The organism is Aeromonas media (assembly GCF_000819985.1).
Lineage (GTDB): Bacteria > Pseudomonadota > Gammaproteobacteria > Enterobacterales > Aeromonadaceae > Aeromonas > Aeromonas media.
The window spans coordinates 1-25245 of the sequence record NZ_CDBZ01000155.1 but is presented as its reverse complement, the minus strand read 5'-3'; the positions used below and the strand labels follow the sequence as shown (position 1 = coordinate 25245).

The following is a 25245-nucleotide window of genomic DNA, read 5'->3' as shown; positions in this document are numbered from 1 at the left end:
GCAGCAGGTGCCGGGATCTGTTGGTTAGCTAAAACGGTTTAGCTGATAATGCCGACCAAGAGAACAGAGCCCGGCTCTGGCAAATCCTGTGCAGCAGTGGAGTAGCAAGGTGACGAATCGTGTGTGGGTAATGGGGGATGCGGTGGTGGATCTTATCCCGGAAGGGGAGGTGCACTACCTCAAGTGTCCGGGTGGTGCGCCCGCCAATGTGGCGGTCGGGGTGGCACGGCTTGGTGGCGATGCGGCCTTTATCGGCCGGGTCGGCGCCGATCCGTTTGGCCGCTTTATGGCCGAGACCCTGGTGGCGGAGGGCGTCGATATCCGTCATCTGACCCAGGATCCGGCCCATCGCACCAGCACAGTGCTGGTTGCGCTCGATGACGAGGGTGAACGCAGCTTCACCTTCATGGTGCGCCCCAGTGCCGATCAGTTCCTGAGCCCCGCCGATCTGCCGGTCTTCCAGGCCGGGCAGTGGCTGCTGACCTGCTCCATCGCCCTGGCTAACGAGCCGGTGCGCGGCAGCTGCCGGCAGGCCATGGCGACCATACGGGCGGTCGGGGGGCGGGTCTGCTTCGACCCCAACCTGAGGCCCGAAGTGTGGGGCAACTCCGCCGAGATGCTGCCCGTGGTGCGCGAAGCCATCGCCCTGGCGGATGTGGTCAAGCTCTCGGTGGAGGAGCTGCAACTGCTGAGCGGTCTGGACGATCTGGCTGGGGGCTTGGCCACCATACAAGGGCCCGCCCTGGTGCTGGTGACCCGGGGGGCGGCCGGTGTGGTGGCCCGTTTGGGTGGAGAGCTGCTGGAGTGGGTAGGGCCCAAGGTGACCCCGCTCGACACCACGGGGGCAGGGGATGCCTTTGTCGCCGGTCTCCTGGCGGCGCTGGCCGGGCGTTCGTCACTACCGACGCTGGTCGAGCTGCCCGCCATCCTGGCTCAGGCCCACGGCTGCGGGGCGCTCGCCACCACCGCCAAGGGGGCCATGACGGCGCTGCCCACCCGCACCCAGCTGGATGAATTTTTGCTATTGGGCGCGATCGAGCGCAAGCGGCCGTTGATCTGCGGCTAGAACCACAGCTCAACAGCCCTTAATCTCATATGACAAGGGCCCGCCAACTGGCGGGTCATAAGAGGAATAATATGAATATCAGTGCGATAGCCAAGGATCTGGTGCCCCTGCTCGGGGGCAGTGAGAACATCGTCAGTGCCGCCCACTGCGCCACCCGGCTGCGGCTGGTGCTGGCGGACGACAGCAAGGTGAACAAGGCCGCCATCGACAAGCTGGACGGGGTCAAGGGGTGCTTCAGCAACGCGGGTCAAATCCAGGTGATCTTCGGCACTGGCCTGGTCAACAAGGTCTATGCGGAGTTTGTGGCGTTGACCGGTACAGGCACCGCCAGCAAGGCGGAGTTGACCGACATGGCGACGGCCAAGCTCAACGTGGCCCAGCGCCTGGCGCGGACGCTCTCCAACATCTTCGTCCCCATCATTCCAGCCATCGTCGCCTCGGGTCTGCTGATGGGGCTGCTCGGCATGGTGCGCACCTACGGCTGGGTCAATGCCGACAGCGCGCTGTTCGTCATGCTCGACATGTTCAGCTCGGCGGCCTTCATCATTTTGCCGATCCTGATCGGCTTTACCGCGGCGCGGGAGTTTGGCGGCAACCCCTACCTCGGGGCAACGCTGGGGGGCATTCTGACCCACCCGGCCCTGACCAACGCCTGGGGCGTGGCGGGCGGCTTCAAGACCATGGACTTCTTCGGCCTGGATGTGGCCATGATCGGCTATCAGGGCACCGTCTTCCCGGTGCTGCTGGCGGTCTGGTTCATGTCGCACCTGGAGAAACAGCTGCGCAAGCGCATTCCGGACGCCCTGGATCTGATCCTCACCCCGTTCTTGACCGTCATCATCACCGGCTTCGTGGCGCTGCTCTTCATCGGCCCCGCCGGGCGCGTGTTGGGGGATGGCATCTCCTTCGGTCTGAGCGCCCTCTATGAGCAGGCAGGCTGGCTGGCGGGGCTGGTGTTTGGCGGAACTTATTCGCTGATTGTCATCACCGGCATCCATCACAGCTTCCACGCTATCGAGGCGGGGCTGCTCACCAATCCGGCCATAGGCGTCAACTTCCTGCTGCCTATCTGGGCCATGGCCAACGTGGCCCAGGGCGGGGCCTGCCTGGCTGTCTACTTCAAGACCCGCGACGTGAAGATCAAGGCCATTACCGTGCCAGCGGCTATGTCCTGCCTGCTCGGCATTACGGAGGCGGCGATCTTCGGCGTCAACCTGCGCTACATCAAGCCCTTCCTCGCCGGCCTGTTCGGCGGGGCCTGCGGCGGTGCCTACGTGGTGGCCGCCAAGGTGGGCATGACGGCGGTGGGTCTGACTGGCATCCCCGGCATGGCCATCGTCCAGCCCATGAGCCTCATCCACTACGTCATCGGGCTGGTGATCGCCTTTGGCGCCGCCTTCGCCGCCTCCTACCTGCTCAAGTACAAGGTGGAGTGATGAAGGAAAGCCATTTTCTCAACCAGGTTGTCCGGTCACTGCTGGCCGGACAGCTCAAGGCGGCGGCCGATCCCCATCGGCCCCGCTGGCACCTGGCAGCCCCAGTGGGGCTGCTCAACGATCCCAACGGCTTTATCGAGCACGACGGGCGTTATCACCTCTTCTACCAGTGGAATCCGCTTGGTTGCGAGCATCGCAACAAGGGCTGGGGCCACGTCAGCTCCACCGATCTGCTGCATTGGCAGCACGAGCCGGTGGCGCTGTTGCCCACCGAAGCCTATGAGAGCCACGGCTGCTATTCCGGCTCGGCGGTCAGCGACGAGCAGGGGCGCCTGACCCTCATCTACACCGGCAACGTCAAATACCCGGATGGCAGCCGCACAGCCTATCAATGTCTGGCCCGCGCCGACGGTGAGGGCGGTTTTGCCAAACTGGGGTCTGTGCTGGATTTGCCGCAAGGCTACAGCGGCCATGTGCGAGACCCCAAAGTGTGGCACGACGGCCAGCAGTGGCTGATGGTGCTGGGTGCGCGCACCCTGGACGACAAGGGCGAGGTGCTGCTCTATCGCGGCGATGCGCTGGATGCCTGGACGCTGGTGGGCCCCATCGCCGGCAGCGGGCGCTGCGGCCTCGGTGAGTTTGGTTATATGTGGGAGTGCCCGGATCTGTTTGCGCTTGGTGAGTGCCATGTGCTGATCAGCTGCCCGCAGGGGATTGCCCCTATGGGCGAGGATTATCGCAACCTCTACCAGTGCGGCTGGCTGGCGGGCAGCTTCGATGGCACGCACTTCGCCCACGGGGCTTTCCACGAGCTGGACAGGGGCTTCGAGTTCTATGCGCCGCAAACCACCCAAGACAGTCAGGGGCGTCGCCTCTTGTTCGGCTGGCTGGGGCTGCCGGAGGAGAACGAGATGAGCCAGCCCACCATCCCCTATGGCTGGATCCACCAGATGAGCTGCCCGAGGGAGCTGTTCTGGCAGGATGAGTGGCTCTGCCAGCGGCCGGTGGCGGAGCTTGAGGCGCTCAAGGGAGAGCAGACCCGCTTCGAGGGGACGCTCGGCGAATTTCCGGGCCTTGCCATCGACTCGGCCTGGCTCGATCTGGATCTGTGCGGGGAGGGTAGCCTCTGGTTTGGCGCCGTGGCCGAACTGGTGTGGCAGCCGGGGCGTATCAATTTGCGGCGCCAGAACTGGCAGAACGGGGAGTGGGAGACCCGCAGCAGCCCATGGGCTGGCGGGCGGATCACCGTGCTGTGCGATCGCTCCAGTCTGGAGTGCTTCATCGATGACGGTCGCCAGAGCCTGTCTGCGCGCTACTTCCCCGGAGAAAAGCCGCAACTTTCATCGGGTAACGGCGATGATGGCTGCAAAATTTGCCTTGATTACTGGCCGCTGGCGGCCTGCCTAGTACAATAGCCCGGTTCTAGTCAGCCGGGAGGCCAGGTGGAGAAGAAGAAACGGATCACGATTGCCCAGATAGCCGAACTGGCGGGGGTGTCCAAGGCGACCGCCAGTCTGGTGCTCAACGGCAAGAGTGCGGAGTACCGGATCGCCGACGATACCCGCAAGCGCATTCAGGCGGTGGCGGACGAGTGTCACTACCTGCCGAGCTTTCACGCCCGCTCCCTGCGCGAGACCCGCAGTTACACCTGGGGCTTGGTGATCCCCGATCTCACCAACTTCGGGTTTGCCAGCATAGCGCGCGCCCTCGAGGCCCACTGCCGGGAGGCGGGCATCCAGCTGTTGATCGCCTGCTCCGAGGATGATCCCGCCCTCGAGCAGCGGGTGGTGGACAACCTGATCAGCCGTCAGGTGGATGGGCTGATTGTTGCCTCCAGCGGCCACAGCGATGACATCTATGCCCGCATTCACGACCGCCTGCCGGTGGTACAGCTCGACCGTCACATCGGGGAGTCGCGCCTGCCCATGGTGATCTCGGATGCCTGCAAGGCCACCGCCGAACTGGTGCGGGACATGGCGAGCGAGTGCGACGCCGAGATCTACTACTTTGGCGGCCTGCTGGATCTCTCCCCCAGCCGCCATCGGCTGGCGGGCTATGAGCTGGGGCTTCACCGCGCCGGGCTGGAGGCAGACCCGGCCCGGGTGCGCCATAGAGACTATCAGCCGAGCTCAGGTTATCAGCTGATGGCCGAGCTGGTGGCCGAGCTCGGTGCACCGCCCCGCGGGCTCTTCACCGCCTCCTTCACCCTGCTGGAAGGGGTGCTGCGCTACCTCAACGAGGCGGGATTGATGGAGACGGGGATGCGGCTCTGTACCTTCGACGATCACGACCTGCTTGACTGCATTCCCATGCGCATCGACTCGGTGGCCCAGGATTGTCCGGCGCTGGCCCGCGCTGCCTTCGAACTGATGCAGCAGCTGATTGCGGGTAACCCTCCTGCGCAGACCGCCCAGGTGATCACCCCCCGGGTGCGCTGGCGCAGTCGCCGCTAGTCACGCCGGCTCGTCAGTCCGATATGGAAAAGCCCCGCCAATCCTGGCGGGGCTTTTTGTTGGCCGACATGGCGGGCCTGCACCCTTCAATCCGTGGTGCTGGCGCGCCAGAAGATCTGCTTGATGCGGGGATGCTCTCCCAGCGTCTTCATCAAGGCGTCCAGCTCGTCGCCGTCGATGGAGGTGGCGAGCAGCACCGCCGAGATCTCGATGTCCTGGTCCCCGAACGGCTCGATATCCAGCTCGCTCAGGGGGTAGTTGGCCTGTTCCAGCTTCTGCTCAAGCCAGGGCAGCACCTCCTTCTGATGAGTGCGGCGGATCAGCGCCGTGACGCGGTAAGTCACCTCGGTGTCGGTATTGTCCACCGGATGACGGTTGATCTGATTGACCAGAGGACGCAGCAGGGTGTTGGCGGCCAGCACGAACAGGGCGCCGAGCACCGCCTCCATGGCGAATCCGGCGCCGCTGGCCGCCCCGACCGCCGCCACGCCCCACAGGGTGGCGGCGGTGTTGATGCCGCGGATGTTGCCCGATTCGCGCATGATGACGCCGGCACCGAGAAAGCCGATGCCGGAGACGATGTAGGCCACCACGTGCACCACTCCGTAGCTGCCGCCGTACAGGTCATAGATGCGTTGGGCCAGGTTGACGAACAGGGCCGCTCCCACGGCGACCAGCACGTTGGTGCGAAGGCCGGCGGTACGCTGTCGGTACTGACGCTCCAGTCCGACCAGGCTGCCCAGCACGAAGGCGAGCAACAGGCTGGCCAGGGTGTCGAGCAGGGCGAGAAAATCGAGTTGTTGCCACATTCTCATGAGGTACTCCTTCTGATCAGTGATGGCCTCGCGCAATCCATGATGGCACGCCAGGTGAGATGGCGGATGAATCGCAAGGATGTGCGTGCGATAGGCCTGCATGAAAAATGCACGCTGGGACGCGGTTCTGGCTCCGGGCATGCCAAGGGGGAAGGGAGCCTGCCTGGCCGGCCCCCGATAGTGCCGATGACCCGGATTACTGCGTGGGCAAGGTGAGCGCCGTCAGGTGCGCTCGGGATCGCCGTCGCGGCGCGGACGCAGTTCCCAGCGTACCGGATGGTCTGCCCCGACCTGATGGACAAATTGCACCAGATAGCGGCGCTGGGGCGGGGTGCACTGGAGGTTGAGCACCAGCTCACGCCCGCCACTGCGACCCGGTGTCATGGACTGCATGGGGTGCAGCCCGGCCGGTTGCAGGGTGTGGCTCACCATCTCCAGCACCTGCTCCATATCGGCGCGATCCTCGCAGCGGATCTGCAGCCGGTAGTGGTGCTGGCGCGGTTTGCCGCCCAGCCAGCGCGGCAGCATGCCAAGGCCGAGCTTGCTCAGCAGGGGATGAGCCCGGGTAGCAACGGAACCTGTTGCGACCGCGCGATCCGCAGCCGGTTTGATTGAGATAAAACGCATAGCAGCCTCCTTGTGGGAAGCAGAAACTATGCAGGCAAGGCGCCCGTGGCGGTTGGCCAGGGTCACCCGACGTCAAGTGTAAAAAGAGAAGAGGGGAGTGGATTTCCGCTTCTCGCAGGGTTGCGAGTTGCGGCAGAGGGACTCTGCGGCTAGCTCGCGACCGAGGTGCCGACGATGAGGGTCGGCGTGCATCTGTCACTTGATGAGTTGCCCACCGATGGTCTCCGCTAGTGATAAAGAGGCGATATGGTAGCCGATGTGGCAACTGGGGTAAACCTTGGGGCTCTGACAGCAACATATTGAAACAAAATGGGGTTTTACCACGAGGGAGCCATAGCTCCCTCGTTTTCATCGTCCGGTCTAGGCTATTTCATGCCCATGCGCTTCAGGATCATGGCGGCGGGGCAGAAGCCGGTGAACGCACTCTGTATCAGGTTGACCCCGACAAAGACGCTCAACCAGACAAAGCCCGGGTGGACCCAGGCCGTGAGCAGCAGCGACAGCAGCAACATGCCACCCGCGACCACTCTGACTCCGTTATCGACGGTCATTTCTCGTCTCCTTTTGTTTAGTGATTGCTAATTTAGAGTTGTTTTATACAATAGAACAAATATCAGCAATTGCTAATTTAATCTTATGAGCCACTTCGACGAGATGAACCGACATGCGACAGCCGCCGCCGGCCTGCTCAAGGCGCTGGCTCATCCCGTACGCCTGATGGTGCTCTGCCAGCTGGTGGAAGGGGAGAAGGGGGTCGGGGAGCTGCTGGCCCACAGCCAGCTCGGGCAGTCGGCCTTCTCCCAGCAACTGTCGGTATTGAAGCGCCAGGGCCTTATCCGCTCGCGCAAAGTCTCCCAGCAGATCTACTACTCCCTGGTGAGCGAGGCGGCGGCCGATGTGCTGGCGGCGCTGCAAACCCATTTTTGTCACTCAGATGAGGAAATTCGATGATGGAAAGCCAATGGCTGCTCTCGTTGGGGGGCGGCATGCTGGCGGGGCTCTCGGCCCTGATCCTGATGTTGTTCAACGGCCGGGTGGCCGGGATCAGCGGCATTCTGGCCGGTGCAATGCAGTACAAGACGCCCTGGCGGGTGCTGTTTCTGCTGGGATTGGGACTGGGGGCCTGGCTGGCGCTGACCCTGGGTTGGGCCACCATGCCCGCCTTTGATGCCTTGCCCGGCTGGCCCGTGGTGCTGCTGTCCGGCCTGCTGGTGGGCATCGGCACCCGCCTTGGCAATGGCTGCACCAGCGGTCACGGCATCTGCGGCATGGGGCGGCTGTCGACGCGCTCCGTGGTGGCGACGCTCACCTTTATGGGGATGGGCGTGGCGACCGTGTTCTTTACTCACCACATGTTTTGACGGGTTGATTGCCATGAAATTGCTGACAAGTGTGTTTGCGGGTCTGCTGTTCGGGCTGGGAATGGCCCTCTCCGGGATGATGGATCCGGCGCGGGTCACCGGGTTTCTCGATCTGGCCGGTGCCTGGGATCCCAGCCTGGCCTTCGTGATGGGAGGGGCCCTGGCTGTCTTCATGCCGGGCTACTTCCTGCTGGTGAAACCCCGTCGTCTGAGCCTGCTGGGGGAACCCATGGCCCGGGTTCCCGCTCCCGTGCTGGATCGCCGCCTGATTGGCGGGGCCGCACTGTTCGGGATCGGTTGGGGCCTGGTCGGCATCTGTCCAGGGCCTGCCTTGAGTCTCATTTCCAGCGGACAGCCCATGATATTGTTGTTCATCGGGGCCATGGCGGCCGGGATCCTGCTGGTGGACAAGGTCTGGAACAGGGTGCTGGAGAAGGCTCGCCAGCACCGTATTGCCTGAGTTTTCAAGGTGCCAATGAGCCAGGGAAGGAGAATCATGATGAACACAATCCGGTTGCTGGTGACCACCCTGCTGGTCATGACATCCCCCCTGGTGGTGCCCGAGGAGGCCAAGGGGGCGCTGACGCTGACCCCGCAGCGCGTCACCGACTGGCTCACTTTGAGCGGTACCGTGAGCGCCATTCATCAGGGGACGGTCGCGGCCCAGACCAGTGGCCGCGTCTCCCGCATGCTGGTGGATGTGAACGACGAGGTACAGGCCGGGCAGCCCCTGCTCGAGATAAGCGGCAAGGAGCAGTCTGCCGCCGTGACCGGCGCCGAGGCGCGGGTGGCCAGGGCCCAGGCCCAGCAGGTGGAGGCCGAGCGCCAGCTCACCCGTTATCAGGCCCTCATCGCCAAGGGGGTGATCACCCGGGCCCAGCTCGACAACGCCCAGGCAACGGATCGGGCCGCCCGCGCCGAGGTCAATGCCGCCGAGGCCGCCCTCATCCAGGCCCGGGAAGCCTACGGCTATACCCGTATCCTCGCCCCCTACGCCGGGGTGGTGACCAAGCGGCTGGTGGAGCTGGGGGAGACGGTGGCCCCCGGTACGCCGCTGCTATCCGGTTTCTCCCTTGGCGAGCTGAGGGTGGAGCTGGAGCTGCCCCAGTCCGCACTGGCTCTCGCCGGCCAGCCGTCGGATGTGCAGGTGCTGCTGCCCGGTGGCAAGGCCGTGGCTCCCGTCAAGCTGACCCGCTTCAACTACGCCGACAGCCAGAGCCACAGTTTCCGGTTGCGCCTCGATCTGCCGCCGAACACGACAGGGGGGCTGCCCGGTATGTGGCTCAAGGTGCAGCTCAAACAGGGTGAGCGTCAGGTGTTGCAAGTGCCGGAGCCCTCCCTGCTGCGGCAGGGGGAGTTCAACGGCGTCTACCTCAAAGAGGGGGAGGGCTGGGCCCTGACCCCGGTGCGGGTCGGCCACTGCGAGGCTGGGCTGTGCGAGGTCCTGGCGGGTCTCAAGGGCGGTGACACCCTGGCCCCCGATGCCTGGACCCGTCAACAGGAGGTGTCCCATGAGTAGCGAGCTGAACGGCAACCATGGCCACCTGGGGCCGGCGGGTCGGCTGGCGGCCCTGTTTCAGGGCTCGGCCATCACCCCGCTGCTGGCGCTGGTGGGGCTCTTGCTCGGCCTCTTTGCCGTGCTGGTGACCCCCAAGGAGGAGGAGCCCCAGATCGATGTCACCTTCGCCGACGTCTACATTCCCTTCCCGGGGGCCAGCCCGGCAGAGGTGGAATCCCTCGTCACCACCCCTGCCGAGCAGGTGGTCTCCCAGATAAAGGGGATAGATACCCTCTACTCCTTCTCCCAACCCGATGGTGCCCTGCTGGTGGTGGTGTTCAAGGTGGGCGTGAGCCGGGAGCAGGCCATCGTGGATCTCAACAACCAGCTCGACTCCCATCGAGACTGGCTGCCCCAGGGGCTGGGGGTGGGTCAGCCACTGGTAAAACCCCGGGGGATCGATGATGTTCCCATCGTCAGTCTGACCCTCTGGAGCAAGCAATTGGGGGCCCCCGATCTGACCCGGGTCGCCCATGAGCTGGAGACCGAACTCAAGCGCATTCCCGGTACCCGGGACATCTACAGCCTGGGGGGCCAGCGCACCGTGCTGCGGGTGATACCGGACCCGGTGGCCCTCAGCGCCCATGGCATCAGCTGGGGCGAGCTGAGCCAGCGACTTGCGGCCGCCAACCGGGTGGGCAGCGAGCAGGCCGTGGTGCAGGATAACCGGGAAATCAAGGTGCAGGTGGGGCAGTTCCTGCAAAGCGAGCAGGAGGCCCGCGAGCTGGTGGTGGGGTTGCACGACGGCAAGCCCGTCTATCTCGGTGAGGTGGCCCGGGTGGGGCTTGGGGAAGAGACCCCGGTCCAGCGAAGCTGGATGGGGCAGGGGCAAGCCAGCTACCCGGCGGTGACCCTGGCCATCGGCAAGCAGCCGGGGCAGAACGCGGTGGAGGTGGCCAAGCGGGTGGAGGCACGGGTCGAGAGCCTCAGGAACCGGCTCATCCCGGCTGGCGTCGAGGTGACGGTGACCCGTGACTACGGCGTCACCGCCGAGACCAAATCCAACACCCTCATCGGCAAGCTCATCTTTGCCACCACGGCGGTGGTATTGCTGGTGCTGGTGAGCATGGGGTGGCGCGAGGCGCTGGTGGTGGGGGTCGCCATCGTCATCACCCTCGCACTGACCCTGTTCGCCTCCTGGGCATGGGGCTTTACCCTCAACCGGGTGTCCCTCTTTGCGCTTATCTTCTCCATCGGCATCCTGGTGGATGACGCCATCGTCGTGGTGGAGAACATCCACCGCCATCGCGGCCTGGGCAAGGGGTCCCTCAAGGATCTCATTCCGGGCGCGGTGGACGAGGTGGGGGGGCCGACCATACTGGCGACCCTGACCGTCATCGCGGCCCTGCTGCCCATGGCCTTCGTCAGTGGCCTGATGGGCCCCTACATGAGCCCCATCCCCATCAATGCCAGCATGGGGATGCTCATCTCCCTGCTGGTGGCCTTCATCTTCTCCCCCTGGCTGGCCAATCACCTGCTCAAGCGCGAGGGGCATGTCGCCCACGGGGAGGCCAAAGTCGGGCTCTTTCACCGTCTGATGACCCCTTTCCTGATGGGGGCGGGTGCCAAAAGAGCGAGACATAAGCTCTGGCTGGTCATTCTGCTGCTGGTGGCGGGGGCGGCCGTCATGCCCGTGGTGCAGTGGGTGGTGCTCAAGATGCTCCCCTTTGACAACAAGTCGGAATTCCAGCTGGTGCTCGACATGCCGGAGGGGGCGACCCTGGAGCAGACCGAGCGCACCCTGCTGGCGGTGGGTCGGGAGCTTGCCAGGGTGCCCGAGGTGAAGGATTACCAGATCTACGCCGGCACCGCCGCCCCCATCAACTTCAACGGGTTGGTGCGCCACTACTTCATCCGCAGCGGCGCCAACGTGGGGGACATCCAGGTCAATCTGGTGGACAAGCATGAACGGGATCGCAGCAGTCACGAGATTGCCCGGTCGGTGCGTGCGCCCTTGCAGGCCATCGCCAGTGCGGCAGGGGGCAATCTCAAGGTGGTGGAGGTGCCCCCGGGACCGCCTGTCTGGTCACCCATCGTCGCGGAAGTGTATGGCCCGACGCAGGCCGCCCGTGAGGCAGCCGCTCGCGCCGTTCAGGCCCGCTTTGTGGCCACGGCGGATCTGGTGGACGTGGATATCTATCTGACCGACCCGCAGCCCAAGTGGCGGCTGGTGGTGGATCGCAGCAAGGCGGCCCTGCTCGGGGTCGATCTCGGCGATCTGGTGAACACCCTCAATGGCGGGGTGGGTTATCAGGATGCCAGCTGGCTGCAGGGGCATGGCGCCAAGTATCCGGTGCCGATCCGCATCGAGCTGGCCCCCGGTGACAAACGGGATCTGGCGGGTGTGCTGGCGCTCAAGGTGCGCAGCCTGAGCGGCCAGCTGGTGCGGGTCTCCGAGCTGGTGAGCCGTCGTGACGAGGTCGCCCCCAGCTACCTCATGCACAAGAATATGCAGCCCATGGTGATGGTGGTGGCTGACATGGGCGGCCATACCGACAGCCCGCTCTACGGCATGTTTGCCGCCGGTGCCGACATCTCGCTGCCACAGTATTACGTGCATCAGCCCGATAAGCTGGGGGAGGTGGCGCTCTTGTGGGACGGGGAGTGGAAGATAACCTACGAGACCTTCCGCGACATGGGGCTGGCCTATGGGGTGGGGATGATCCTCATCTACCTGCTGGTGGTGGCCCAGTTCCGCTCCTATCTGGTGCCGCTCATCATCATGGCCCCCATTCCGCTCACCCTCATCGGGGTGATGCCGGGTCACGCCCTGCTGGGGGCCCAGTTCACCGCCACCTCGATGATAGGGATGATTGCGCTGGCCGGGATCATCGTGCGCAACAGCATCCTGCTGGTGGATTTCATCGAGCAGCAGCGTGCGAGTGGCATGGCGTTCGAGCAGGCGGTGATCGAGGCGGCGCAGGTGCGAGCCAAACCCATCATGCTGACGGCGCTGGCGGCCATGATAGGGGCGCTTTTCATCCTGGATGACCCCATCTTCAATGGCCTCGCCATCAGCCTGATCTTCGGGATCCTGGTTTCCACCCTGCTCACCCTGGTGGTGATCCCGCTGCTCTACTACAGCCTGCTTGTGCGCCGAAGTCAGAGGTAAACACAGGGGGCCAATGCCCCCTGTTTTCTGGCATCACACCGCCTCGCGGGCATCGCAGGTTTTCATCAGGGGGAAATAACGGCGATCCGCCTGGCTCATGTGACCCACGACCAGCTCCTGGATGATGAAGTTGAGCAGGGCGTCGTTGCCAAGGGTGCCCGCCTGTGCGGCCGCCATCAGCTGACCGGCTTTTTTCAGCAGATGCTGGTGCTCCTGGCGATGGGCCGCCAGCTCCTCATAGCCATATTGCGCGAGGACCTGCTCTTCGAGGAGGAAGTGCTGGCGCGCCATCTCGAATATCTGCGCCATGTCTGCCAGCAAGGCATCGGGATGGATGCCGGGATCCTGCATGTGCTCGAGCAAGCGGTTGGCCAGCAGGTAGAGCTGGCGGTGGTCCGCATCGATGCGGGGGTGGCCGCATGCGTGGGCGGGCTGCCATTGCAGGGTGCCGGGGAGGGGATCCTGCCCGGTGGAAAACAGGCAGACCCTGCCCCGGCCATGGTGCTTGGCTTGATACATGGCCTGATCGGCGTGGTGCATCAGGGTCTTGGGGTCGGTGCCGTGATCCGGATAGAGGGCGACCCCTATGCTGCCGGAGATGCGCAGCGCCTGCTGCTCAAGCTGGAAGGGGTGATGCAGGCAGTGGTGCAGCTTGTCGGCGACCGCGAGGGCCGAGGCATCCGTATCGGGCAGCATGATCACGAATTCGTCCCCCCCAAGGCGTGCCACCAGGTCTTCTTCTCTGACGCACTCCCCCATGCGCTCGGCCACCAACTTGAGCAGCAGGTCGCCGGTTTCGTGGCCGAAGGTGTCATTGATGGGTTTGAAGTGGTCGAGATCGATGAAGACCAGGGCCAGGGGCTGCTGGGGAGCCTGCTCCAGGGTCTCCTTGAGCCGCTGTTGCAGCAGGCGGCGGTTGGCCAGGCCGGTGAGGGGGTCATAGAAGGCGAGGCGGCGCATCATCTCCTCCCGGGCCGAACGTTCGGTGACATCCCGGGTCACCCCCAAAATGGCGTCCGGTCTTGTGCTGGTGCTGCCGTGCAAGGTGGTGACCGTCTCGATGGTCACCAGATGACCCTGCTTGTGGCGCAGCTGGGAGTGGATGACGCACCGGGTCTGCCCATGATCCCCCCGTTGCCAGGCCTCGAGGGAGGCGGTGATGCCGTCGCGAAGCTGTTTCCAGGACTCATCGGGGAGCAGCTGGCGCAGGGAGAGGGCAAAGAGTTCTGCGGGCTCATAGCCGCTCAGGGACGCGATGGCGGGGCTGATGTAACGAAAACGCAGGCTGTCGGTGTCCATGGTCCAGATCACGTCGCCGCTGTTCTCCGCCACGAAGCGGTAGTGCTGCTCGCGCTGGGCCAGTTCCCGGGTGAGCCGCTGTCGGTCACTGGCCTCTTCCCGCAGACGCAGATAGAGGTGCAGGAAGACGCCGAGCAGGGCCAGCAGGGAGAAAGAGATCAGCATGGCGATGGCCACGCTCCTGTCGAGCAGTTGGCGCTGCTGACGAAGGCTCGCCTGGGTACTGTTGTAGAGAAAGGGGGTGAGGTTGGGCACCGCCTTGATCATCCCGGCCTCCTGGTAGGTGCGGGCGATCTGCTGCCAGCGATCCTGCTGCATGTAACCGGGCTCGATGATGTCGGGCTGCATCAGGGCCCGGGTTTCACGGGCCTCGAAGGCGAGCGCCTCGCGCCCGGCCCCGCTGGGGTAGTGCTCCAGGATCAGGTTGATCATCTCCTCGGGATGATCCATGGCATAGCGCCACCCCTTGAGGCTGGCCTGCAAGAAGCGCTGGACCCGCTCCTGCTGGTTGATGACCTCACTCTCCGAGGTGAAGAGGTTGTCTCCGTAAAAGTCGTAACCGATGTCGCGGGGGGTGAACACCCGGAAGGGAATGCCCTGTTGCTGCAGGGTGAAGGGCTCGGTTGTGCTGTAGGCGCTGATGACGTCCGCCTGGCCCCTCAGCAGTGCCTGGACCCCCCGTTCGTAGGGCAGGGTCTCCCACTGCCGGCTGCGGGTGTAGCGATGCAGGTAGGTGAGCAGCTCGTTGGAGCCGGGTTCGAGCATCAGCCGCTTGTTGGCCAGATCGCCCGGGGTCTGGATATCCGGCCGCTCCAGGGTGATGAGCATCAGGGGGGAGTGCTGCAACATGGCGGCGAGCACCACCACAGGGCGGCCTGCTGCCCGGGCCAGCAGCAGATCGCTGCCGCGGATGCCGAACTGGGCGCGACCCGTGGTGACTTCATTGATGACGTCGGTGCCCGGCCCCGCCTCCCGCAGGGTGACCTGCAGGCCGGCCTCCCGGTAGAACCCCTTGGCGATGGCGGCGTAGTAACCGGCAAACTGGAACTGGTGCTGCCAGGGAAGTTGCAGGATGACGCGCTCATCCGCCCTGAGGTGAGCCGTGGTCAGGGTGGCAATCATCACCCAGAAGGGCAGAAGCCAGCGTACAGGCTGGCGAGATGCATCGGACTCCGTCATACCGCTGTTCTCTCGGGAGGTGCTCTTCTGGCTAGAGTCAAACAATTTCCTGTTATTCGCAAGGGGAGCAAGCCCCAATAAGATGGGGCGCGGGAGGCATTAAAAGTCATTTTTGTGTCATTCATCACGTCAATGGGCGTCACGGCTCATTTTGAAACCTTGTCAACCCGTCACCGGCCGGTGACAAGGGCATTAGGTGTCATTCCAGGAGGGATGGCTGCCGCCTCTCTTCTCGCCTGTTAATGACAAACTGCGTGTTTTCTGCAATTCCCTCTTATCTTCTCCTGTCGTATCAGAAGTTGATGCTCTTGTCCGTGTCGGGTGTCGACCTGTGGCGGTCGGGGGACGCCTTCCTTCGTTCAGGGTGGTATGGTAGTCATCCGTTTCCTGTTTTCCGAGAAGGTCCTGTCATGTCTTCCTTGCGCCTGCTGCTCTCCGACTCCCACGATCCCCTGTTCAACCTCGCGGTGGAGGAGTGCATCTTTCGCCAGATGGACCCGGCCCAGCGGGTGCTGTTCCTGTGGCGCAACGACAATACGGTGGTGATAGGCCGGGCCCAGAACCCCTGGAAGGAGTGCAACACCCGCCGCATGGAAGAGGACGGGGTGACCCTGGCCCGGCGCAGCAGCGGGGGCGGCGCCGTGTTCCACGACCTTGGCAACAGCTGTTTCACCTTCATGGCGGGCAAGCCCGGCTATGACAAGAGCGTCTCCACCGCCATCGTCATTGATGCCCTCGCCAGACTCGGCGTGAGTGCTTTTGCCTCCGGGCGCAACGACCTGCTGGTGGCGACCCCGGACGGGGATCGCAAGGTGTCGGGTTCGGCCTACCGGGAGACCCATGATCGCGGCTTTCACCACGGTACCCTGCTGCTGGACGCCGATCTCGGCCGCCTCGCCCACTACCTCAATCCCGACCCCAAGAAGCTGGCGGCCAAGGGTATCAGCTCGGTGAGAAGCCGGGTGGCGAACCTTGGCGAGCTGTTGCCTGGCCTGGGTCATGAGCAGGTGGTGCAGGCCCTGTGCGACGCCTTCTTTGCCCATTACGGTGAGGTGGTGCCGCCCGAGCACATCTCCCCCGAGCGGATGCCCGACCTGCCCGGCTTTGCCGAGACCTTTGCCCGCCAACGCAGCTGGGAGTGGAACTTCGGCCATGCTCCCGCCTTCAGCCACCTGCTGGAGGAGCGCTTCCCCTGGGGCGGGGTCGAGCTTCATTTCGACGTGGAGAAGGGGGTGATAGGACGGGCACAGATTTTCAGCGACACCCTGGACCCTGCGCCCCTGGATGACCTGGCCGCACGCCTGCCCGGGGTGGCCTATCGTCCCGAGGCCATCGACGAGTTGCTGCGTCAGTGGCGGGCGACGTTTTCGGCCAACCCCGAGCTGGAAGGGTTTTCGGCATGGCTGCTGACCGCCCTGCGCTGACCTTGCCCATGACCAGGATCACAAGATGAACAGGGGAAAAGAGGGAAGAGGGGGCGCGGCGCCCCTCAGGGCGCCAACATGACAAAAAGTAGGGCAGACCATTAGTTATTGTCTCTGTTGATAGAGGTGTCACTGGAGTATAAAAACCGCACCTCAGCAGTATCAATGGTATAAAAATGAATCACTTGGTCTATCTGAAAGATGAGGGCGTCAACGCCGTCTCCCCCGAATTCGCTCGCCGTTTTGCCACCGTCAAAGCCCACTTCTTCTCGCGCAACCCCGATCTCTGGCCGGTCTTTCGCGAGCCCGGTTTTGCCACCCTCAACGAGTTTCGCGCCCGTGGACTGGCCCCGGCTGCGCGCCTCAACGCCTGGCCCGATGGCCGCGCCCGTCTGGCGGATCTCTGCGAGACCATGCCGGTGCCAGCCACCATGCGCACCCCGGGCGAGCCCATGGCCGAGCTGCTGTTTGCCGGCGCCTTGTCAAAGGACTGGGAGAACCCCTCCAGCGTCGAGAACGTCATCACCATGTCGGCGGATCCCGCCATCTACGGCGCCCAGATGGGGATCCTCGCCAACCCCAACCTGGTCTACTCCGAGTATGCCGGGGTGGCCGAGGAGCTGGAGAAGAAGGTGGTGCGCCAGATAGCGCTGCTGGCGGGTTACGACCCGGCCCGCGCCACCGGCATCTTCACCCAGGGGGGGACGTTTTGTAACCTCTATGGCTACCTGCTCGGCATCCGCAAGAGCCTGCCACAGGCCAAGCACAAGGGGCTAGGCCACTATCAGGATTACCCAAAAGCACCGTAAAGCCCCGTCATTCATGGCGGGGATATAAGGTGTGAATGGCGTAGCCGTTCCATGGTTAATGAGGTGTTTGCTGTTGCTCGATGTACTGCCGGATGATCTCTATCGGAGCGCCGCCACAACTCGATGCAAAGTAAGATGGCGACCACAACATGCCCTTGTAGTAGAACTTGGCGGCGATGTCTGGCCGCTCTTTTCGCAGCACCCGACTGGATGCCCCTTTTAGGCTGTTCACCAGCGCCGATACTGCCACTTTTGGCGGGTAATTCACCAGCAGGTGAACATGATCAACCTCTCCATCCATCTCTTTTAGCTCTGCTTCAAAGTCAGCGCAGATCTTGGAGAACAGCTCTCTAAGGCGGTCGATGGCGGCGTTGTCGAATACTCTTCTGCGATATTTCGTCACGAAGACCAAATGAACATGCATAGAGAAAACGCAGTATCTGCCAGTTCTAATGTCATTGATTTTGCTCATAGACCAAAGTATATTATAGCCATGCAACGACTTCAAGCCTTCAAATATGAACTTCGGCCAGACGGCCAGCAACAGCTGCGAATGCGCCGCTTCGCTGGTTCATGCCGTTTCGTGTTCAACAAGGCGCTGGCGTTGCAGCAGGAGCGCTTTGAACAGGGCGAGAAAAAGCTTGGCTATGCGGAGCTGTGTAAACAGCTCACCCAATGGAAGTCGGAAGACTCAACCGCTTGGCTTGCCGAAACGCCATCCCAACCCTTGCAGCAAACGCTAAAAGATCTGGAGCGAGCCTACACTAACTTCTTCGCCAAACGCGCCGATTTCCCTCGCTTCAAAAAGAAGGGTTTATCCGACAGCTTCCGCTATCCGCAAGGTTTCAAGCTCGATCAGGCCAATAGCCGTCTGTTCCTGCCTAAGTTGGGTTGGCTACGCTACCGCAACAGTCGGGATGCGCTCGGGGTGATCAAGAACATTACCGTGAGCCAATTAAGCGGTAAGTGGTATGCCGCTATCCAGACCGAGCGAGAGGTTGATGTGCCCGTTCATCAAGGCACAGCTGTTGGCCTCGATATGGGGATTAAACGCTTTGTCACCCTGTCAGATGGCAGCCACAAAGACCCACTCAATAGTTTCAAGGCTCACGAAAAAGCCTTGCGCAAAGCGCAGCAGGCGATGAGCCGCAAAGTCAGATTCAGCCGCAATTGGAAGAAAGCGAAAGCCCGTATTCAGCGCATCCAGACTCATATCGGCAGTGCCCGCCGCGACTACTTGCATAAGATCTCGGCCGCCATCAGCAAAAACCACGCGCTGGTCTGTGTTGAAGATTTGCAGGTGCGAAATATGTCCAAGTCAGCGGCGGGCACAACTGACACGCCTGGGCGCAACGTGCGAGCCAAGTCGGGCCTGAATAAGGCTATTTTAGATCAAGGCTGGGGCGAGTTTCGGCGTCAGCTCGACTACAAGCTGGCTTGGAATGGCGGGCATTTGATAGCGGTGCCGCCGAAGAACACCAGCCGAACGTGCCCATGTTGCGGGCATATCTCGGCTGATAATCGTCAAACACAAGCTACGTTCGAATGTGTGGAGTGTGGTTTTAAAGAAAACGCCGATCTGGTCGGCGCGATCAATGTGTTAAGGGCGGGACACGCCCAGTTAGCCTGTGAAGTGAGTGGTGCAATAAGGCCGCCAGCAGCAGGAACCCACCGAAGCGAATTAGGCGTAATCGCCTAACCGCAGTAGGAATCCCCGTCCTTTAGGGCGGGGAGGATGTCAACGCATCATCAACTCCCAGGGCGGCCACTACTCCAACATCACCAACCTCTCCCTGCTCGGGGTGGACATCGAGAACAAGACCATCCGCATCCAGGTGGGCGAGAACAACGACATCGATCTCGACCACCTCGAGCGTACCCTGACCGCCTGCTTCGCCCTTCATCACGTGGTGCCCACCATCATGCTCACCATGGGCACCACCGACACCTTCGGGGTGGATAGGGTCAAACCCGTGGTCGAGCTGCGGGATCGCCTCTGCGAGCGGTTCGAGGTGGCGGTCAGGCCCCACATCCACGTCGACGCCGCCATCGGCTGGTCGATGATCTTCTTCCTGGACTACGACTTTGCCGCCAACCCGCTCGCCATCAACGCCGCCACCCTGGCGGGGATCGAGCGCAACGTGAGCCGCTTCGCCGAGCTCAGATACGCCGACTCCTTCACCGTGGACTTCCAGAAGTGGGGCTATGTGCCCTACACCTCCAGCTTGGTGATGATAAAAGAGCAGGACGATCTCAAGGCGATGGAGAACGATCCGGAGCACTTCTCCTACTTCGAGCGGGACATCCAGGGTCAGACCCACCTGCAATCCACCATCGAGTGCTCCCGCGGGGCGAGCGACCTGTTCGGTGCCTATGCGGCCCTCAACTACCTGGGGGTGGAGGGGTATCGCACCGTGCTTGCCCACTGCCTGCAAAACGCCAACTACTTCCGCTTCCGGTTAAGCCAGCTCGGCAACGTCAAGCTGGTGGCCCAGGAGAACCAGGGGCCCAGTGTCGGCTTCAAGATCTACAACTCAGAGTGGGTACAGGACCCCGAGGCCGAGTTCGCCTTCGAGCTGGCCCGCTCCAGCGATCCCGCCTACAAGGCGCGCCTGCAGCGCAACACCGACTACCACCGCAGCCTGTTCAAGGGACGTGGCAAGGTAGGGCTCTACACCAACTGGGTGGAGGCGGTGGCACACTCGGAATACGACGAGCGAGGCAAGTATTCCTACATCGCCGGCGAGAAGGCGGTCTTCATGAACCCCGCCTGCGGCCGCGAACAGATCGACGCCTTTATCGCGCATATTCGTGGCTGAAATAGCCACATGTTGTGATGTCATAAATAAAGACGGCGGGATGATCCCGCCGTCTTTTATTGAAATCAGTCTGTTTACTGTTTCTGGATGGCTGTCACGGTGAGCTTGCCGGCTGGGTTCTCGGCGTGAAAGCGCACCGCATCCCCCACTTTCAGATCCTGGAGCAGAGCCGGATCGGCCACCCGAAAGACCATGGTCATCGCTGGCATCTTGAGGTTGTCGATCGCCTCGTGCTTGATGCCGACCTTGCCGTTGGCCGCGTTGATGCGGCTTATGACCCCCTGGGTCATCGCCATCTCGCCCATCTCGTTCATGCCTTCCATCTGGCTCATCTGGCCCATGTCGTGGCCGGCATGGTTCATCATCTCCTCGGCTTGCAGGCTGGTGTGGGTGGCAAGGCCCAGCAGCAATGTCAGGGTCAGCGTCTTGTAGTTCATGGTGTTTTCCTTCAATCGTTCAGTCGAAAAGGGTTGGGAAATCGGGTCATTCGGATTGTTGATAAGCAGGCAGGTTGCTGCTGCGCCACAGGTAATAGGCGGCGGGCAGCACCAAGAGGGTCAGACCTAAGGCGCTCACCATGCCGCCAATCATGGGGGCGGCGATGCGCTGCATCACCTCGGAGCCGGTGCCTTGGCTCCACATGATGGGCAACAGGCCAGCGATAATGGTCACCACCGTCATCATCTTGGGGCGCAGGCGCAGGGCGGCGCCGTGGATCACCGCCCGGTGCAGGCCCGCCTGGTCCGGCTTGCCGCTGGCCACGAGGTCATCCCAGGCGTGGTTGAGGTAGACCAGCATCAGGACGCCGGTCTCCACCGCCACCCCCGCCAGGGCGATAAAGCCCACCCCGACCGCCACCGAGAGGTTGAAGTCCAGCAGCCAGAGGGTCCAGATCCCCCCCACCACCGCCAGCGGCAAGGTGGTGAGAATGAGCAACACCTCCTGGAAGCGGCGAAACGCCAGATAGAGCAGCAGCACGATAATGGCGACGGTTAATGGCACTACGTAGGCGAGGCGGGCCTTGGCCCGCTCCATGTACTCGTATTGGCCAGACCAGGTGAGGGCGTAGCCCGCTGGCAGCACCAGCTGCTTGTCCACCTCGGCCTTGGCCTCTGCCACAAAAGAGCCGATGTCGCGGCCACGAATGTCGACGTAGACCCAGCCGTTGAGGCGCGCGTTTTCACTGCGCAGCATGGGGGCTTCGTCGCTGATATAGACCCGCGCCACGTCCGCCAGGGCGATACGAGCGCCACTCGGAGTGACCACCGGCAGCAGCTCGAGGCTCGCCACCGAATCGCGATAGCTCTGGGGATAGCGCAGGTTGATGGGGTAACGCTCGCGCCCCTCGATGGTCTGGCCCACTTCCATGCCGCCCACCGCGGTGGCGAGCACCGCCTGCACGTCGGCGATATTGAGGCCGTAACGGGCCGCTTTCAGCCGGTCGATGTCCACCTTCACGTAGCGGCCACCGGCCACCCGCTCGGCGTAGACCGATGAGGCGCCCTCCACCTTGCCGACGATCTGTTCCAGCTGCTGGCCGAGCTGCTGGATCACCTTGAGATCGGGCCCCGCTATCTTGATGCCGACCGGGGTCTTGATGCCGGTGGCCAGCATGTCGATGCGGGTCTTGATGGGGGGCACCCAGGCGTTAGTGAGACCGGGGAAGCGGATGAGTGAGTCAAGCTCCTCCTTGAGCTTCTCCGGGGTCATGCCGGGGCGCCATTGGTCGCGTGGCTTGAGCTGGATGCTGGTCTCCATCATCACCAGATCGGCGGGGTCGGTGGCCGATTCGGCGCGCCCCGCCTTGCCGAACACGTTCTGCACCTCGGGCACGGTGCGAATGAGCTTGTCGGTCTGCTGCAAAATCTCCCGCACCTTGCCCACCGAGATATTGGCCGCGGTGGTGGGCATATACATGATGTCCCCCTCATCGAGCGGCGGAATGAACTCGGAACCCAGGTACTTGAGCGGCCAGAAACCCGCCACCGTCACCACGGCGGCGATGGCCAGAGTGGTTTTCGGACGAGCCAGCACGGCTTTGAGCAGCGGCACATAGCCCTGGCTCAGCCAGCGGTTGAGGGGGTTGGCCTGCTCCGCCAGCACCTTGCCACGGATGAAGTAGCCCATGATCACCGGCACCAGCGTGATGGCGAGCCCGGCCGCGGCGGCCATGGCGTAGGTCTTGGTGTAGGCGAGGGGGTGGAACATCCGCCCCTCCTGTGCCTCCAGCGCGAACACCGGCAGGAAGCTGATGGTGATGATCAGCAGGGAGAAGAAGATGGCGGGCCCCACCTCTATGCTCGCCTCGGTGATGATGCGCCAGCGGTTCTTGTCGGTGAGCGCCTCCCGCTCCATGTGTTTGTGGACGTTCTCGATCATCACGATGGCACCGTCCACCATGGCGCCGATGGCGATGGCGATGCCCCCCAGCGACATGATGTTGGCGTTGATCCCCTGCAGGTGCATCACGATGAAGGCGGTCAGGATGGCGATGGGCAAGGAGATGACTACCACCAGGGATGAGCGCAGGTGAAACAGGAAGGCGAGGCAGACCAGCACCACCACGGCGAACTCCTCCACTAGCTTGCCGGAGAGGTTGTCGATGGCGCGCTGGATAAGATCCGAGCGGTCATACACGGTGACGATCTCCACCCCTTCCGGCAGGCTGTTCTTGAGCTCTGCGAGCCGTTTCTTGACCCCGTCTATGGTGTGCTGGGCGTTCTCGCCGAAACGCATGACGATGATGCCACCGACCACTTCCCCCTCGCCGTTAAGCTCGGCGACGCCGCGTCGACTCTGGGGGCCGGTGACCACATCCGCCACGTCACCCAGCAGCAGCGGGGCGCCGCGTACATTGGTACCGAGCGGGATCTGCTTCAGATCCTCCACGCTCTTGAGGTACCCGTTCGAGCGCACCATGTACTCCGCTTCCGCCATCTCGATGACGGAGGCGCCGGTCTCCTGGTTGCCCTGCTGGATGGCGGTCTCGATGAGGGAGAGCGGGATGCCGTAGGCACGCAGCTTGTCCGGGTCGACCCGCACCTGATACTGGCGCACCATGCCGCCCACGGTGGCGACCTCGGAGACGCCGTCCACCGTCTGCAGCTCGAACTTGAGCAACCAGTTCTGCAGCGACGTGAGCTCGCTCAAGTCGTGCTTGCCGGTTCTGTCCACCAGCGCGTACTGGTAGACCCAGCCCACCCCGGTAGCATCGGGGCCGAGCTGGGGGCGGGCGGAGGCGGGCAGGTTGGGCGCAACCTGGCTCAAATACTCCAGCACCCGGGCACGGGCCCAGTAGAGGTCGGTGTCGTCGTCAAACAGCACATAGACGAAGGAGTCGCCGAAGAAGGAGTAGCCACGCACCGTGGTGGCCCCCGGCACCGCCAGCATGGCGGTGGTGAGCGGGTAGGTCACCTGATCCTCCACCACCTGGGGCGCCTGGCCCGGGTAGGCCGTCTTGATGATCACCTGCACGTCGGAGAGATCCGGCAGGGCGTCCACCGGGGTCTGCTTGACCGACCAGAGCCCCCAGGCGGTAAGCATGACGGTCAGCAGCAGCACCAGAAAGCGGTTGCCCACGGACCAGCGAATGATGGCAGGAATCATGATTGGACTCCTTTCTCATTGGGCGCAGAGAGTGAAGAGCGGTTGTTGGCAAAGCCGCGAATGATGGAGGGGATCATGACTTGGCTCCCATATTGTGCTGGCTATGGTCCATGCCTTCCATCTTGTCCATCTCATCCGTCGCGGGTTTAGCTGCGTCGCCGCTTGCTGGCGCTTTCTCCTGATGGATGGTGGTGATGCGGTACTCATCTCCCTCCTGCATCACCTGCAGATGCAGGGTCTGACCCTCGGTCAGCTTGCTCATGTCGACCCCGTCCGCCACGGTGAACTCCATCTCCATGGCGGGCCACTGCCACTCGGGGATGGGCTGGTGGGAGACCATCAGGGTGCGGTTGGCGAGATCGATGCTTTCAACCTCGCCCTGGGTCCACACCTGAGCGGGGCGCACCGCCGTCATGCGCTGGAAGTCCGAATCGATGGCCGATTCGGAATCGAGCAGGAACTGGGCCGAGCTGACGATGCTGTCCCCCGCTTCAACCCCCTCCTGGATGGCCACCTTGTCGCCAAACTGGGGGCCCAGGGTAACGGCCACCGACTTGAAGCTGCCATCTCCCAGCGCCAGCACCAGCCTGTCCTGGCTGCCGGTGCGGATCACTGCCTCGCTTGGCACCACCAGCCGGGGCTCTCCCTGACCAGTACGAATGTTTACTTTGGCGAACATGTTGGGTTTGAGGAACTCGTCCGGGTTGGCAAAGCGCAGCCGTACCTTGAGGGTGCGGGTGGCGGCATCCAGGGTGGGATAGAGGTAATCCACCTTACCTTGCCAACTGCGACCGGGAGCGTAGTCCAGGGTCATGGTGACCGGATCGCCCACCTTCAGCTGCGCCGCCTGGCGCTCGAACACCTCGGCACTGACCCACACCTGCTTGAGGGTGCTGATGTTGAAGAGCGCCGCGGCGGGCTCCACGTACTGGCCTTCGCGCACTTTCAGCTCGGAGACATAACCGCTGCTCGGGGCATAGATGCGCACCGTCTCCTGCACCTGACGGCTGCGCTTGAGGGCCGCTATCTGATCCGCCGGCACCTGCAGGGACTTGAGCTTGCCCTCGGCGGCGCGCAGCAGCAGGGGGTTGGCGGTGTTGAGAGCGAGCAGATACTCGTGCTGGGCGTTGACCAGATCCGGGGCATAGAGCTCGTAAATCAGGCTCCCCTTGCTCACTTGCTGCCCCTCGCTCTTGATGGCGAGGGTGCGGATCCAGCCTGCCATGCGGGCGTTGACCGCCTCCAGCCTGTCCTCGTCATAGCCGACGTAGCCCACCGTCTCGATCTGCTGGTGGATGGGGAGTTTCTCCACCTTGGCGAGCCGTACCCCCAGGTTCTGCTGGATCTCGGGGCTGATGGTGACTGTGCCCGGCGAGCCACCCTGTTTCTCCTCATAGACGGGGATGAAGTCCATCCCCATGTTGTCCTTGGCGGGGGCATCGCGCTTGTCGCGCGGATCCATGGGGTTGACCCAGTAGAGCGGCGTCTTCTCGGCGCTGGCGCCATCGCCAGGCAGGTGGCTGGCGGCCCAGTAGCCGCCACCGGCGCCGAGGGCGAGCAGCAACGCGGCCATTAACAGGGTCTTGTTCATGACAGGCCTCCGGCACACAGCGGGCGGGAGGGCCGGGCGCACGAGGGTGCGAACGTCTTGGGTGATGACATGGTACTTCTTCTCTCGTAT

General features: G+C 63.2%; 19 protein-coding genes and 2 pseudogenes. 13 read left to right on the top strand and 8 right to left on the bottom strand.

What is annotated here, in order from left to right:
- The first annotated feature begins 88 nt into the window (after positions 1-88).
- From BN1127_RS13630 to BN1127_RS13615, 4 genes are all read left to right on the top strand, one after another.
- A complete protein-coding gene (locus BN1127_RS13630) occupies positions 89-1066 on the top strand; it encodes an aminoimidazole riboside kinase (RefSeq protein ID WP_081805653.1) in 978 nt (325 codons plus the stop codon).
- A 71-nt stretch (positions 1067-1137) separates the two neighbouring features.
- Complete coding sequence (locus tag BN1127_RS13625; protein WP_005330304.1) at positions 1138-2502, top strand: sucrose-specific PTS transporter subunit IIBC; 1365 nt, start codon at positions 1138-1140, stop codon at positions 2500-2502.
- Positions 2502-3917 carry a glycoside hydrolase family 32 protein gene (locus BN1127_RS13620; RefSeq protein ID WP_005330303.1) on the top strand — a complete coding sequence of 472 codons (1416 nt, stop codon included), beginning with the start codon at positions 2502-2504 and terminating at the stop codon, positions 3915-3917. The genes BN1127_RS13625 and BN1127_RS13620 overlap by 1 nt, the downstream gene beginning before the upstream one ends.
- A 27-nt stretch (positions 3918-3944) precedes the next feature.
- Positions 3945-4955 (top strand): substrate-binding domain-containing protein, encoded by a 1011-nt coding sequence (locus BN1127_RS13615; protein ID WP_042649828.1) that lies wholly within the window; start codon positions 3945-3947, stop codon positions 4953-4955.
- Positions 4956-5041: 86 nt separating this feature from the next.
- Here the strand turns inward: BN1127_RS13615 and BN1127_RS13610 are convergent, their stop codons facing one another.
- The 3 genes from BN1127_RS13610 to BN1127_RS13600 all read right to left on the bottom strand — a co-directional run bounded on the left by BN1127_RS13610 (position 5042) and on the right by BN1127_RS13600 (position 6948).
- Positions 5042-5770, bottom strand: coding sequence for an MgtC/SapB family protein (locus BN1127_RS13610; protein WP_042649827.1), 729 nt, complete (start codon positions 5768-5770; stop codon positions 5042-5044).
- A gap of 222 nt (positions 5771-5992) precedes the next feature.
- Positions 5993-6397, bottom strand: a complete 405-nt coding sequence (locus tag BN1127_RS13605) for a hypothetical protein (RefSeq protein ID WP_041205364.1) — start codon at positions 6395-6397, stop codon at positions 5993-5995.
- 365 nt (positions 6398-6762) lie between these two features.
- Positions 6763-6948, bottom strand: coding sequence for a YgaP family membrane protein (locus tag BN1127_RS13600; RefSeq protein ID WP_005330299.1), 186 nt, complete (start codon positions 6946-6948; stop codon positions 6763-6765).
- 85 nt (positions 6949-7033) lie between these two features.
- On the opposite strand from BN1127_RS13600, the gene BN1127_RS13595 reads away from it, so the two are divergent.
- The 5 genes from BN1127_RS13595 to BN1127_RS13575 are packed head-to-tail and all read left to right on the top strand — an operon-like array spanning position 7034 to position 12428.
- On the top strand, positions 7034-7348 hold the full coding sequence (locus tag BN1127_RS13595) for an ArsR/SmtB family transcription factor (RefSeq protein WP_005330298.1): 315 nt from the start codon (positions 7034-7036) through the stop codon (positions 7346-7348).
- Positions 7345-7758, top strand: a complete 414-nt coding sequence (locus BN1127_RS13590) for a YeeE/YedE family protein (protein WP_005330289.1) — start codon at positions 7345-7347, stop codon at positions 7756-7758. The genes BN1127_RS13595 and BN1127_RS13590 overlap by 4 nt, the downstream gene beginning before the upstream one ends.
- Positions 7759-7771: 13 nt before the next feature.
- On the top strand, positions 7772-8218 hold the full coding sequence (locus BN1127_RS13585) for a YeeE/YedE family protein (protein ID WP_039039223.1): 447 nt from the start codon (positions 7772-7774) through the stop codon (positions 8216-8218).
- Positions 8219-8257: 39 nt separating this feature from the next.
- On the top strand, positions 8258-9277 hold the full coding sequence (locus tag BN1127_RS13580) for an efflux RND transporter periplasmic adaptor subunit (protein ID WP_042649826.1): 1020 nt from the start codon (positions 8258-8260) through the stop codon (positions 9275-9277).
- Complete coding sequence (locus BN1127_RS13575; RefSeq protein ID WP_005330282.1) at positions 9270-12428, top strand: efflux RND transporter permease subunit; 3159 nt, start codon at positions 9270-9272, stop codon at positions 12426-12428. Before BN1127_RS13580 ends, BN1127_RS13575 begins: the two co-directional genes overlap by 8 nt.
- Before the next feature lie 33 nt (positions 12429-12461).
- On the opposite strand, the gene BN1127_RS13570 is transcribed toward BN1127_RS13575, so the two are convergent.
- Positions 12462-14906, bottom strand: a complete 2445-nt coding sequence (locus BN1127_RS13570) for a diguanylate cyclase domain-containing protein (protein ID WP_042649825.1) — start codon at positions 14904-14906, stop codon at positions 12462-12464.
- Positions 14907-15316: 410 nt separating this feature from the next.
- On the opposite strand from BN1127_RS13570, the gene BN1127_RS13565 reads away from it, so the two are divergent.
- Positions 15317-16330: a lipoate--protein ligase gene (locus tag BN1127_RS13565; RefSeq protein WP_041205367.1), complete on the top strand. Its 1014-nt coding sequence runs from the start codon at positions 15317-15319 to the stop codon at positions 16328-16330.
- A gap of 176 nt (positions 16331-16506) precedes the next feature.
- A pseudogene (locus BN1127_RS13560) lies at positions 16507-17124 on the top strand (aspartate aminotransferase family protein); the annotation flags it as partial.
- Between the two features lie 70 nt (positions 17125-17194).
- Here the strand turns inward: BN1127_RS13560 and tnpA are convergent.
- Positions 17195-17611: an IS200/IS605 family transposase gene (tnpA, locus tag BN1127_RS13555; RefSeq protein ID WP_042649824.1), complete on the bottom strand. Its 417-nt coding sequence runs from the start codon at positions 17609-17611 to the stop codon at positions 17195-17197.
- Between tnpA and BN1127_RS13550 the strand changes: the two genes are divergently transcribed.
- Both BN1127_RS13550 and BN1127_RS13545 read left to right on the top strand, forming a co-directional pair.
- The gene (locus BN1127_RS13550; protein WP_231557488.1) at positions 17552-18838 is read left to right on the top strand and encodes an RNA-guided endonuclease InsQ/TnpB family protein; all 1287 of its coding nucleotides are present in this window, start codon (positions 17552-17554) and stop codon (positions 18836-18838) included. The genes tnpA and BN1127_RS13550 overlap by 60 nt on opposite strands.
- A gap of 40 nt (positions 18839-18878) precedes the next feature.
- A pseudogene (locus tag BN1127_RS13545) lies at positions 18879-19958 on the top strand (pyridoxal phosphate-dependent decarboxylase family protein); the annotation flags it as partial.
- Positions 19959-20032: 74 nt separating this feature from the next.
- Here the strand turns inward: BN1127_RS13545 and BN1127_RS13540 are convergent.
- The 3 genes from BN1127_RS13540 to BN1127_RS13530 all read right to left on the bottom strand — a co-directional run bounded on the left by BN1127_RS13540 (position 20033) and on the right by BN1127_RS13530 (position 25155).
- Positions 20033-20395 carry a copper-binding protein gene (locus tag BN1127_RS13540; protein WP_041205372.1) on the bottom strand — a complete coding sequence of 121 codons (363 nt, stop codon included), beginning with the start codon at positions 20393-20395 and terminating at the stop codon, positions 20033-20035.
- A 46-nt stretch (positions 20396-20441) separates the two neighbouring features.
- Positions 20442-23564 carry an efflux RND transporter permease subunit gene (locus tag BN1127_RS13535; RefSeq protein WP_042649822.1) on the bottom strand — a complete coding sequence of 1041 codons (3123 nt, stop codon included), beginning with the start codon at positions 23562-23564 and terminating at the stop codon, positions 20442-20444.
- Positions 23565-23637: 73 nt separating this feature from the next.
- Positions 23638-25155, bottom strand: a complete 1518-nt coding sequence (locus tag BN1127_RS13530; protein ID WP_005330267.1) for an efflux RND transporter periplasmic adaptor subunit — start codon at positions 25153-25155, stop codon at positions 23638-23640.
- Between the last annotated feature and the right edge of the window lie 90 nt (positions 25156-25245).

What these genes read in the sequence shown, in the direction of transcription:
- BN1127_RS13530 (WP_005330267.1), bottom strand. Translation starts at nt 25,155, where the DNA reads ATGAACAAGACCCTGTTAATGGCCGCGTTGCTGCTCGCCCTCGGCGCC.
- BN1127_RS13620 (WP_005330303.1), top strand. Translation starts at nt 2,502, where the DNA reads ATGAAGGAAAGCCATTTTCTCAACCAGGTTGTCCGGTCACTGCTGGCC.
- BN1127_RS13570 (WP_042649825.1), bottom strand. Translation starts at nt 14,906, where the DNA reads ATGACGGAGTCCGATGCATCTCGCCAGCCTGTACGCTGGCTTCTGCCC.
- BN1127_RS13575 (WP_005330282.1), top strand. Translation starts at nt 9,270, where the DNA reads ATGAGTAGCGAGCTGAACGGCAACCATGGCCACCTGGGGCCGGCGGGT.
- BN1127_RS13585 (WP_039039223.1), top strand. Translation starts at nt 7,772, where the DNA reads ATGAAATTGCTGACAAGTGTGTTTGCGGGTCTGCTGTTCGGGCTGGGA.
- BN1127_RS13535 (WP_042649822.1), bottom strand. Translation starts at nt 23,564, where the DNA reads ATGATTCCTGCCATCATTCGCTGGTCCGTGGGCAACCGCTTTCTGGTG.
- BN1127_RS13540 (WP_041205372.1), bottom strand. Translation starts at nt 20,395, where the DNA reads ATGAACTACAAGACGCTGACCCTGACATTGCTGCTGGGCCTTGCCACC.
- BN1127_RS13605 (WP_041205364.1), bottom strand. Translation starts at nt 6,397, where the DNA reads ATGCGTTTTATCTCAATCAAACCGGCTGCGGATCGCGCGGTCGCAACA.
- BN1127_RS13565 (WP_041205367.1), top strand. Translation starts at nt 15,317, where the DNA reads ATGTCTTCCTTGCGCCTGCTGCTCTCCGACTCCCACGATCCCCTGTTC.
- tnpA (WP_042649824.1), bottom strand. Translation starts at nt 17,611, where the DNA reads ATGAGCAAAATCAATGACATTAGAACTGGCAGATACTGCGTTTTCTCT.
- BN1127_RS13580 (WP_042649826.1), top strand. Translation starts at nt 8,258, where the DNA reads ATGAACACAATCCGGTTGCTGGTGACCACCCTGCTGGTCATGACATCC.
- BN1127_RS13595 (WP_005330298.1), top strand. Translation starts at nt 7,034, where the DNA reads ATGAGCCACTTCGACGAGATGAACCGACATGCGACAGCCGCCGCCGGC.
- BN1127_RS13625 (WP_005330304.1), top strand. Translation starts at nt 1,138, where the DNA reads ATGAATATCAGTGCGATAGCCAAGGATCTGGTGCCCCTGCTCGGGGGC.
- BN1127_RS13600 (WP_005330299.1), bottom strand. Translation starts at nt 6,948, where the DNA reads ATGACCGTCGATAACGGAGTCAGAGTGGTCGCGGGTGGCATGTTGCTG.
- BN1127_RS13610 (WP_042649827.1), bottom strand. Translation starts at nt 5,770, where the DNA reads ATGAGAATGTGGCAACAACTCGATTTTCTCGCCCTGCTCGACACCCTG.
- BN1127_RS13550 (WP_231557488.1), top strand. Translation starts at nt 17,552, where the DNA reads ATGAACATGCATAGAGAAAACGCAGTATCTGCCAGTTCTAATGTCATT.
- BN1127_RS13590 (WP_005330289.1), top strand. Translation starts at nt 7,345, where the DNA reads ATGATGGAAAGCCAATGGCTGCTCTCGTTGGGGGGCGGCATGCTGGCG.